This window comes from Asticcacaulis sp., from assembly GCF_020217185.1.
Classification (GTDB): Bacteria; Pseudomonadota; Alphaproteobacteria; order Caulobacterales; family Caulobacteraceae; genus Asticcacaulis.
On record NZ_JAIWNX010000286.1, the window covers coordinates 1 to 10000 of the forward strand.

A 10000-nucleotide genomic window follows, 5' to 3' on the forward strand; every position below is an offset into this window, starting at 1 on the left:
TTAGAGCGGAATGATTTCTACTGGAATCATTCCGCTCAAGCCGCCATTGAGGCGGCGGCCAAGGTGGCGAAGCCACCGCCCGGCGAGGGGCTAAACAAAATCTAGATCATTATGTTTCTACTAGAAATCATAATGATCTAGCGCACCGCGACCTTCTGCTTGAGCAGGAACCACGTCACCGCATCGAACAGGGCGTCGTTTGAAGCGTCAATCACGTTCGGGCTGACCCCCAGCGTGTGCCAGGCGTGGCCGTCCGTATCGCGGCTTTCGATCACCACCCGCGTCAGGGCCGCAGTGGCGTCCGACGGCGTCAGAATGCGCACCTTATAATCCGACAGGTGCATGGCCTTCAGTTCCGGATAGTGCGGCGTCAGGGCCTTGCGCAGCGCCTCATCCAGCGCATTGACCGGGCCATTGCCTTCGGCCACCGTCATCACGGTTTCCCCGGCGACCGACAGCTTGACCGTCGCTTCCGCCATCGTGTCCTGCGCGCCGGAGGCCTCGACGCGGCATTCGTTCAGCGCGCGATAGCTGAGGAGTTCGTAATAGCGCGGCAACTGCCCCAAAAGGCCGCGCGCCAGAAGCTCGAACGAGGCGCTGGCGTCCTCATAGGCATAGCCCACCGCCTCGCGGTCCTTGACGATCTTCACCAGGTCATTGACGCGCTCATCATCGGCGGCAACCGCAATGCCCATCTGCTCCAGACGGTTAAGCACATTGGCGCGCCCGGCCTTGTCCGAGACGAGGATCAGCCGCGTATTGCCGACCAGCGCCGGGTCGATATGCTCATAGGAGCGGCTATCGCGTGCCATGGCCGATACATGCAGGCCGCCCTTATGCGCAAAGGCGCTCTTGCCAACATAGGCGGCGTGGCGGTTGGGCACGCGGTTCAGACGGTCGTCGATCAGACGCGACAGCGAACCGATCTCTTTGAGCTGTTCCATCGACACACCCGTCTCATAACCCATCTTGAGCATCAGGGTCGGGATCAGGGCGATCAGATTGGCATTGCCGCAGCGCTCCCCAATGCCGTTGATCGTGCCTTGGATCTGACGCACCCCGGCCTCAACGGCGGCCAGCGAATTGGCCACGGCCTGCTCGGTATCATTATGGCAGTGGATGCCCAGACGCGCCTCAGGCAGCCTGGCCTTGACGACGGAGACGATGCGATACACCTCGGACGGCATCGAGCCGCCATTGGTGTCGCACAGGATGATCCATTCCGCCCCGGCCTGATACGCAGCCGTAAGGGCCTCCAGCGCATAAGCGGGATTGGCCTTATAGCCGTCAAAGAAATGTTCGGCGTCGAAATGCGCTTCGCGGCCCTGCGCGATCATGTGGCTGAGCGAATCCCCAATCATCTTCAGGTTTTCGCTGGTCGAAACCTTCAGCGCCGTCTCAACCTGCCAGTCCCAGCTCTTGCCGACCAGACAGACAGCCGGCGTGTGGGCGTTGAGAATGTCTTGTAAACCCGGATCATTGGAGGCCGAACGCCCGGCGCGGCGCGTCATGCCAAAGGCGGAGACCTTGGCAAAGCGCGTCTTCGGCACACGGGCGAAAAAGGCGTCATCCGTGGGGTTGGCCCCCGGCCAGCCGCCTTCGATATAGTCGATGCCAAAGGCGTCCAGCGCCTCAGCAATCGCCAGCTTGTCGGCAACGGTGAAGTCAATCCCCTGCGCCTGCGATCCGTCGCGCAGGGTGGAGTCATAAAGATAGATACGCTCGGCCATGGCTCAGCTATAGCCTGACTCTGGGGGCGTCAATAAAATTCCCACACCTGAACGGCAATTGCGCCGCCAAGTGTCTGAAATCGCGCCGTTCGTTTCTGCGATTACTATTTCTCACTGGCTCTGAGGGCTGCGAACATCTGTTCGGCGACCTCCCAGTCTTCGGGGGTGTCGATATCGACGACCTCGGTCCGCGGCAAGATGACCGGGGCGGAATGAATCGAAAAGACGTCTTCGCCCTTCAGCGCCGCCTCCGTCCAGCTCCAGTAGAACTGCGCCGCGTCGTGATAGGCGGGCACGAGGTCCTGAGAGCGCGTCATGCGGTGTTCGGGCTGGAACATGGCTACCCCGCCCTCCGGCGTGACGTAAAGCGCACGCTGGATAGGGAAGGCGTAGCTGGTCACCGAAAAGGCGTGGCGCTTGCCCTGAAGCGCCTCCCAGCCCTCGATCAGGCGTTTGGCCGTCAGAAACGGGGCGGTGGCATAGAGGCAGCACAGGGCGTCGGGGCGTTCTCCCTGAGTGATCAGCCAGTCGAGCGCGTGCGCCATGACCGCCCCGGTCCCCGCATGGTCGTTGGCCAGCTCCGGCGGGCGCACAAACGGCGTTTGTGCCCCGCAGGCGCGCGCCACTTCGGCGATTTCCGCATCATCGGTCGAGACGATAATGCGCTCAAACAGTCCGGACTCGACGGCGGCACGGATCGAATAACCGATCATCGGCTGGCCGAAGAAGGGCTTGATATTCTTGCGCGGGATGCGCTTTGACCCGCCGCGCGCCGGAATGATACAGACCCGTCTCATCGCAGAAAGACCTGATTGATATAGGCGTCAAATCCGCCGGGATTGTCCATCACCGGGGCCTTCGGCGAATGCGGCGTGGCGTAGAGATTATACTGAAACGCCAGCAGCAGACGCGGGCGCGACACGGGCAACAGCCCTTTATGGAAGCCATAGACGTCTTCGAGAAACCAAGAGCCAGCCGGCGCCGTCAGGGTCACCACCTTATCGGCACCGAAGGCCGCTTCGATATCGGCGTCGGTCTGAGCCTTGCCCGTTTCCAGTATAGGCGAACGGTGCGAGCCGCGCACGAACACATGCGGACCGGATTGGGCGTCGATGTCAGTCAGGTAGTAGAAGAGTTTGACATTGCCGACGCAGTCGTAATCGCGATGAAACCGCTGCACGCCCTTGGCCGTGGCGCGGCCGGGGAAGGACCACACGGCCCCAATATTGTCGAGAATGGGCCGCGCCCCCAGATACAGCTCGGCAGCCGCCAGAACGTCCGGATGGTTGGCCAGAGCCAGCGCATGGGGCGCGCGGATCACCTCTTCTGGCGTGTAATAGCCGATATTGATGTCTTCGGACGGCACCTCATCCCAGCGAAACCGCCCCAGATGCGGGCGATAGGGGTCGTGGCAGGGCAGATCGCGGAAATAGGCCGTGAGGTCGCTCAACACCTGCGCATCAATGGGCGGCTGAATGGCGGTAAGACCGTCTTCGCGCAGCTCCGCACACAGGGACTGTGCTAGAGGCGAGGGCGAAAGGTCCGTCGTGCGCGGCGTGAAGTGCCGGATCAGGCGGCCCACCCGCTGCCGGCCGCGATAATCGAGCAGCGGCAACAGGTCGTAGGCGATATTGCGCCGGTCAGCGCGGGCACGCGCGGCAAAATGCCGCCAGGAGGGAACCCGCGTTTTCAGGCGCTCTCGCAATCCCGGCGTCTGAGCCACGGCGTCCGCCGGTCTCAGAGCCCGACCAGAGCGGCCAGATCGTTGATGGTTTGCGCGGCGCGCAGCTGATCACCGCTGACCACCGTATTGTAGTTGGCGTCGGCCATGGCCACAAAGGTGATGACGGCGAGGCTGTCCCAGTTGCCAAGCTCTGTCAGGGTTTCCGCACCCGTCAGACCCGCCGGGTCGATTTCGAGAATTTCCGCCACAGAGGCGATGAAGGCCTGATCGGTCATGAGTTTTTCCCGCGCCGTAGATATTGAAAACCGTAGGCTTCGATCCTTGGGTGATCCGCTTAATATTCCCTTAAACACGGCCCTGTTTGCGCGGGCCCCACAGGCGGCGCGCCCTGTCCCTTAACGCGATCTTAACGCAAAGCAGCGGATGACAGGCACAGGCCATAACAAGGGATTCGGGAGCGTTTCATGACCGAAGGCAGATTGCAGGGCGTGGCGGTGCGCGGCATCCGGGCCTGTGTTCCCAAGACCGGACGGACGCTGGCCGAAGAGGGCCTGATCCCCGATGAGGCCGAGCGCGAGCGCCTGATTAAATCCATCGGCGTGCGCTCACGACGTATCGCTCCGGAAGGGGTGATGACCTCCGATCTGTGTCAGCGGGCTGCCGAAGGTTTGCTCGATCAGTTGGGGTGGGCGCGCGACAGTATTGATGTGCTGATCTTTGTCACCCAAAGCGCCGACTATGTGGCCCCGGCCACCGCCTGCGCGCTGCAACACCGGCTGGGTCTGGGGTCGTGTCTGGCCTTCGACGTCAATCTGGGCTGTTCGGGCTATACCTACGGCCTGTGGATGGTGGCTTCGCTCCTGAAGACGCTGAGCATTGGCGGGCGTCCGGCGCGGGGTCTGCTGCTGGCCGGGGACGTCTCGACCTCGCGTCTGTTGAAAGATGATCGCGCCACCGTGCCGCTGTTTGGGGATGCGGGGACCGCTACGGCGCTGGAGGTGGATGCCTCTGCCCCGGAAATGACCGGCGTGTTTGGCACCGACGGTGCCGGGGCCCCGCACATCATGGTGGAGGCCGGGGGCATCAAGTTGCCGCTTCTGCCGCAGGACGGACCGCAGGATGAAGAGACGCAGGCCCGGCTTTACCGCGCCTCGCGCCTCTATCTCAATGGCCCCGAAGTCTTCACCTTCACACTTAAAAACGTCCCGTCTCTGGTCAGCCAGATTCTCGCCGCCTCCGGCAGCACGGTCGAGGACGTAGATCATGTGGTCTTCCATCAGGCCAATGTCTTCATGCTGGAACACCTGCGCAAGAAGGCGGGCCTGCCGGCGGAGAAGGTGCCGATCGCCATGGAAACCTATGGCAACACCTCTTCGGCCTCCATCCCGCTGACCATTGCCGATCGTCTGTCCGATACCTTCGCCACCCCCACACCGGTCCTGCTGGTCGGTTTTGGTATCGGCTGGTCGTGGGCGGCCCTGAAGCTGCATCTGGGCCCCATGCCGCAGTGTGTGGTCGATGACTATGACTGATGTAGCGCCACAGGACATGCCGCAGACGCATGAAACCTGGAGGCAAAGGCTGGGTCTGATCCCGGCGGATCATTATTATCGCGAGGACATCCTCTCTGCCGAGATCGAGCGCGTGTTTGCGCGTAGCTGGCTGTGCGTCGGCTTCGTGCAGGATCTGGCTCAGCCCAATGATTTCCTCACCTTTCAGGTCGGCCCCCACAGCATCGTCGTGCAAAACTGTGAGGGCGTTTTGCGGGCCTTTCGCAATGTCTGCTCGCACCGCTTTGCCCGCATCCAGTGTACGCGGTCGGGTAACCGGCCCCTGACCTGTCCCTATCATGGCTGGACCTACGATGCGGCGGGCCGCCCGGCGGGCATCCCGCTGAACCGGCAGAATTTTGAGTTTAACGACGCCGATAAGGACGCGCTGGCACTCAAAGCCTACGCGCTGGAAACCGTCGGGCATTTCGTCTTTGTGCGGATGAATGCCGAAGGGCCTGACCTCAAGACCTTTCTGGGCAGCTTTTATGACGACCTCGCCCACGTTTCCGAGGCCTGTCCGGACCGTTTTGAACACGAAGTGCTCGACTGGTCAGTGAACTGGAAGCTCGGCATGGACAATGCCGCCGAAGGCTATCACCTGCCGATGGTGCATTCGGGCAGTTTCAGCCTTATTCTGTCCACCGATCTGACGCTCAGCACCGATGCAGGCCACAGCCGCTATACCGGTAAGCTGCGCGACCGCTCACGTAAATGGTGGGACAATGTGGCGCGCGCCATAGAGCTTGAGCGCGGTGATCTTTACCCGGAATATGCCAGCTTTCTGATCTTCCCCAACATCATCGTAACCTTCTCCTACGGCGCGTTCCTGACGTTTCAGACGTTTGAGCCGACCGGCACGGACAGTCTGCGCCTGACGACGACGGGCTGGCTCGGCAAAAACAATGGCCGCGCTGCCCGCGACATGGTGGCCGACAGCCTGCGCGGCTTCACGAAGCAGGTGCGTGACGAAGACCGCGACATCTGTCAGGTGACGCAGGCCGGGATGCGCGATGCGCCGCCGGAGCGGCCGCCGCTTCTGGGGGCCATGGAAGACCGTATCGCTGAGTTTCAACGCACCTATATGCGCCTGATGACGCCTACCCCTCCTGCTGAAAGAGATATGCCGTGACGACTTCATTTCATCCGATGGATATGACAGGACGGACCGTTCTGGTCACCGGGGCGACCAGTGGCATTGGACAGGCGGCGGCGGTCTATCTGTCGCGGCTGGGGGCGCGCGTGGTGGCCAGTGGCCGCAACGCCGAACGGCTTGAAGAAACGCTGGGCTTGCTGGAAGGCGAAGGCCATGTCGGCAAGCTGTTCGATCTGGCCGACACCGCGGGTATCGTGCCTTGGCTGAAGGCCTTATGCGCCGAGGTCGGACCGCTGAACGGTATCGCCCATTGCGCCGGGATACAGGGCACCCTGCCCATACAGGCGGTGACGCCCACCTTTGCGCACGATGTACTGATGCAGAATCTGGCGGCCTCTCTGATGCTGGCGCAGGGTTTCCGCCTCAAGGTCTGCCACACGCCGCAGGCTTCGCTGGTGTTTGTCTCGTCCTCAGCGGCGCTGAAAACCGCGCCGGGCAATGTGGTCTATGCCGCCTCAAAGGGTGGGCTGATCTCAGCCGTCAAGGGGCTTGGGGTCGAACTGGTCCGCGACGGAATCCGTGTCAACGCCATTGCTCCGGCCATGGTCGAAACGCCGATGTCGGAGAATTTCAAGAACAAGGTCTCCGAAGAGAAGTTCCAGAAGATTATCGACATGCAGCCTCTGGGTCTGGGGCGACCTGAGGACGTGGCAGCGTCTATCGCCTTTCTTCTGGCCGATACCTCGCGCTGGATTACCGGCACGGTGCTGTGCGTTGATGGTGGCTTCACGGCCTGACCGGGGGAGGGGGCGCACATGCATCTGTGGGTGCGTACCGAAGCCTCAGCGCAGATTGGTCTTGGCCACTTCATGCGCTGTTTCGCTGTGGCAGAAGCCGCGCGTCATCGCGGTATGGCCGTGACCTTTCTGCTCAACGAGTCCACTGAGGCCATTCGTTCGCGTCTGGCGCAGATCGGCGCGGGATGCCGACGACTGGAGACAGCGATCGGCAGCCCGCAAGATGCCGCGGCCATACGCGCCAGCGTGCCCACGGGCGAGCTGTTGCTGGTCGATTCCTACGCGGTGGGGGCTGACTTCTATACCGATCTGTATGCGGATTATCGGCTGGCCGTGTTTGATGATCTGGCGCAGGTGCGGCCGCTGAAGGTGCAGTTGGTGATCAATGCCGCCGCTTCGGCATCGCCAGAGATGTATGCCGAAATCGCCCCGGATGCGCAGCTCTGCTTGGGGCCGGACTATGCGCCCATCCGCCACGAATTCCGGCGCACCTACCCCACATCAGCCCGCGCGCACATCAGCGTCCTTTTTGGCGGATCGGACCCCAAAGGGTTTACCGCCCTGTGCGCCGAAGCCCTGCTTGAGGTCGCGCCTCATTACGATATCCGCCTGATCGTCGGCCCGGCCAATGGCGATGTCGATGCCCTGCGACGCCTGTGTGCGGCCCATGCGGCGTTGAAACTCTATCTGTCGCCGGACAATGTGGCTGAGGTGTTAAGCGGGGCGTCTCTGGTCGTCACGGCGGCCGGCGGCAGTGTCGGCGAGGTTGCCGCCATGGGCCTGCCCGCTCTGGTCATGGTGGTGGTCGATAATCAGGCGGCCTTGCTCAGCGCCTCGCCCTATCCGGTGCTGGATGCACGCGACGGCTGGCCCGACGGTTTCAAAGACAAGGTAAAGACCCTTCTGTCTGATGTGCTCGGCCGGGTGACCGAGGCGGCCAGGGCTCATGCTCTGGTCGATGGGCGCGGCGCGGAACGTATAGTGGAGGCCATGACCCGTGTATGAGTTTTTAAGCTACAGGCCGGTGCAACCGGACGACGCCAAGCTATTGCTGGATTGGCGCACATCGGCGCGCATCACGCAATTCATGCTCACCGACGTGCCCTACGATATCGAGCGCCAGCGCGGCTGGATCGAACGCTGCGCCAGCCGTGACGACTATCATCACCGCATCATCTGCATCGAAGGCCGTGATGTCGGCTATACCTCGCTCACAATAACCGATCGTGCCAATAGTATAGGCGAGGTGGGGGCTTATGTCGGTGATGAGGCCGTGTCACCGGCCCTGTCGGCTTTTAATTTCATCGGCACGCTGAACCACGCCTTCTGCACGCTGGGCCTGCATAAGCTGGTCAATCACATCGTCCACTGGAACGACCGCGTGGTTCGTTCTCAGGTGTTCAACGGCTATCGCCATGTCGGCGTGCTGAAAAATCACGTCTTCAAAAACGGGGCATGCCACGACCTGCATATCTTCGAGCAGGAGGCGGCGGAATGGCGCGCCTTCCGCAAAAAATTCCCCGACACCCGCGACTGGGACGGTAACGAGACAGAGTAGTCTCATACCAAGGGTCATTGAAAATGACTCTTGGTATGCCCTTCGAGACTGTCTCATGTCCCTGACACATATGAGACAGTCTCGTGTCTTCAACGGCCGGATGCGGTCAGCATCTTCGGCCGTTGGTATCAGAGCGCAAGGTTTAGACGATAAAGCCGGTTGGCATTGCCCGCGAACATGGACTTGCGCTCAGCGTCGGAGAAATCACGGGTCACCGCGTCAAACGACTCCATGATGGTCTTGTAGTCCGAGAACAGCTTGTCGGTCGGCACGTCAGACGCAAACATCACGCGGTCGGTGCCGAAAATGTCGATGACGGTCATCACCAGCGGGCGGATGGACTCGGTCGTCCAGTGGCGATTGGCAAAGCCCATGCCGGAAATCTTCACCGAGACATGCGGCTGGGCGGCCAGCGCCTTCAGGCCCGCTACCCAGCGGCTCAGATAGCCCTCGCCGTCATTAACCGGCATACCGGCGTGATTGAGCATGACCGGAATATCAGGGTGCTTGGCCGCCAGAGCCGCCGCTGCCGCCATCTGGTTTTCGTAGATTTGCAGGTCGAAGGACAGGCCGTATTTGGCCAGAAGGGCATAGCCGGCCTGCCACTGCGGGTCCTCCAGCAAATTGGCGGGCGTGTAGCTGAAATAGGGGTTGGGGTGCCAGTTGAGGATGTGGCGGATGCCGCGCACGGCGGAATGCTGCGTATGGGCTTCCAGCAAGGCTTCGACCTTCGGATCGTTCAGCCCGGCAAAGGCGACAATCGCTGTAGGGAGACCGGTCTGTTCATGCAGCGTTTGCAGCCACTGCGTCTCGGCCAGGGCGTCGTCCGGATGCGCACCGGCGTCGATATGCACGGTGCCGCGCACGTCGAACCCTGTGGCGTCGGCCTGATAATGGGAGGGAAGGTAGGTCGAGGCGATGGCCTCGGTCGAGCCATTGACGCCGGTATCGTCGAACGGCGCGCTCAGCCAGCCGTAGCGCAGATGGTCGAGGTCCCACAGGTGGATATGGGCGTCGATAAAGGGCAGTTTGGTCACGTTTCCTCCGAGCCAGCCGCTCTGGAGGTCTGCAAAGCCTCATCCGTCTGCGATACGCGGCTAACGTACTCAACTACGCTAGAGCATTCGTCGGCTAAGTCTTTTCGACTCACCATAGCGATTTTTGTGCTTTGTTATAAGAGAACGGCGGCCCCGTCAGGCGCCGCCGTCAGATCATTTAGTAGGTCGTGCGACCACCCGACGTATCAAACACCGAGGCAGTGGTGAAGGAGCACTCTTCCGAGGCCATAAAGCACACCATGGCGGCCGATTCATCGACAATGCCCAGACGCCCCATCGGGATTTTCGAGCGCATATAATCGACCTGGCTCTGCGGCAGTTGCGCCAGAATAGGCGACTCGAAGGTGGCCGGGGTCAGGGCGTTGACGATGACGCCCTTGGTGGCCAGTTCCTTGCCCAGCGACTTGGTGAAGCCGATCACGCCCGCTTTCGATGCAGAGTAAGCCGAGGCGTTCGGATTGCCTTCCTTACCCGCGACGGAGGCGACATTGACGATGCGGCCATAGCCGTTTTCCAGCATGAAGGGG

Annotated in this window: 11 protein-coding genes; 5 read left to right on the forward strand and 6 right to left on the reverse strand. The window is 61.7% G+C overall.

All coding sequences use genetic code 11. From position 1 onward, the window contains the following. Positions 1–137 precede the first annotated feature (137 nt). The 4 genes from cimA to LDL37_RS14680 all read right to left on the reverse strand — a co-directional run bounded on the left by cimA (position 138) and on the right by LDL37_RS14680 (position 3689). Positions 138–1730 (reverse strand): citramalate synthase, encoded by a 1593-nt coding sequence (gene cimA, locus LDL37_RS14665; RefSeq protein WP_290799562.1) that lies wholly within the window; start codon positions 1728–1730, stop codon positions 138–140. Positions 1731–1834: 104 nt separating this feature from the next. Further along, positions 1835–2527 carry a pseudaminic acid cytidylyltransferase gene (gene pseF / locus LDL37_RS14670; RefSeq protein ID WP_290799563.1) on the reverse strand — a complete coding sequence of 231 codons (693 nt, stop codon included), beginning with the start codon at positions 2525–2527 and terminating at the stop codon, positions 1835–1837. Next, the gene (locus tag LDL37_RS14675; protein WP_290799564.1) at positions 2524–3453 is read right to left on the reverse strand and encodes a phytanoyl-CoA dioxygenase family protein; all 930 of its coding nucleotides are present in this window, start codon (positions 3451–3453) and stop codon (positions 2524–2526) included. The genes pseF and LDL37_RS14675 overlap by 4 nt, the downstream gene beginning before the upstream one ends. A 14-nt stretch (positions 3454–3467) precedes the next feature. Then, positions 3468–3689 (reverse strand): acyl carrier protein, encoded by a 222-nt coding sequence (locus LDL37_RS14680; protein ID WP_290799565.1) that lies wholly within the window; start codon positions 3687–3689, stop codon positions 3468–3470. 189 nt (positions 3690–3878) lie between these two features. Here LDL37_RS14680 and LDL37_RS14685 point away from each other — a divergent pair, with 189 nt between their 5' ends. Genes LDL37_RS14685 through LDL37_RS14705 form a run of 5 tightly spaced genes read left to right on the forward strand, consistent with a single transcriptional unit; the run spans position 3879 to position 8415 of the window. After that, complete coding sequence (locus LDL37_RS14685) at positions 3879–4946, forward strand: ketoacyl-ACP synthase III (RefSeq protein ID WP_290799566.1); 1068 nt, start codon at positions 3879–3881, stop codon at positions 4944–4946. Continuing rightward, on the forward strand, positions 4939–6096 hold the full coding sequence (locus tag LDL37_RS14690; protein ID WP_290799567.1) for an aromatic ring-hydroxylating dioxygenase subunit alpha: 1158 nt from the start codon (positions 4939–4941) through the stop codon (positions 6094–6096). The genes LDL37_RS14685 and LDL37_RS14690 overlap by 8 nt, the downstream gene beginning before the upstream one ends. Next, positions 6093–6857 carry an SDR family oxidoreductase gene (locus LDL37_RS14695; RefSeq protein ID WP_290799568.1) on the forward strand — a complete coding sequence of 255 codons (765 nt, stop codon included), beginning with the start codon at positions 6093–6095 and terminating at the stop codon, positions 6855–6857. Before LDL37_RS14690 ends, LDL37_RS14695 begins: the two co-directional genes overlap by 4 nt. A gap of 18 nt (positions 6858–6875) precedes the next feature. Then, complete coding sequence (gene pseG / locus LDL37_RS14700) at positions 6876–7862, forward strand: UDP-2,4-diacetamido-2,4,6-trideoxy-beta-L-altropyranose hydrolase (protein ID WP_290799569.1); 987 nt, start codon at positions 6876–6878, stop codon at positions 7860–7862. Beyond that, positions 7855–8415, forward strand: coding sequence for a GNAT family N-acetyltransferase (locus tag LDL37_RS14705; protein ID WP_290799570.1), 561 nt, complete (start codon positions 7855–7857; stop codon positions 8413–8415). The genes pseG and LDL37_RS14705 overlap by 8 nt, the downstream gene beginning before the upstream one ends. 128 nt (positions 8416–8543) lie before the next feature. Here LDL37_RS14705 and LDL37_RS14710 read toward each other — a convergent pair whose 3' ends face one another. Together LDL37_RS14710 and LDL37_RS14715 are read right to left on the reverse strand one after the other, a co-directional pair. Continuing rightward, the gene (locus tag LDL37_RS14710) at positions 8544–9452 is read right to left on the reverse strand and encodes an amidohydrolase family protein (protein ID WP_290799571.1); all 909 of its coding nucleotides are present in this window, start codon (positions 9450–9452) and stop codon (positions 8544–8546) included. Positions 9453–9630: 178 nt separating this feature from the next. Beyond that, the coding region (locus LDL37_RS14715) for an SDR family oxidoreductase (RefSeq protein WP_290799572.1) at positions 9631–10000 on the reverse strand (370 nt) is incomplete at its 5' end.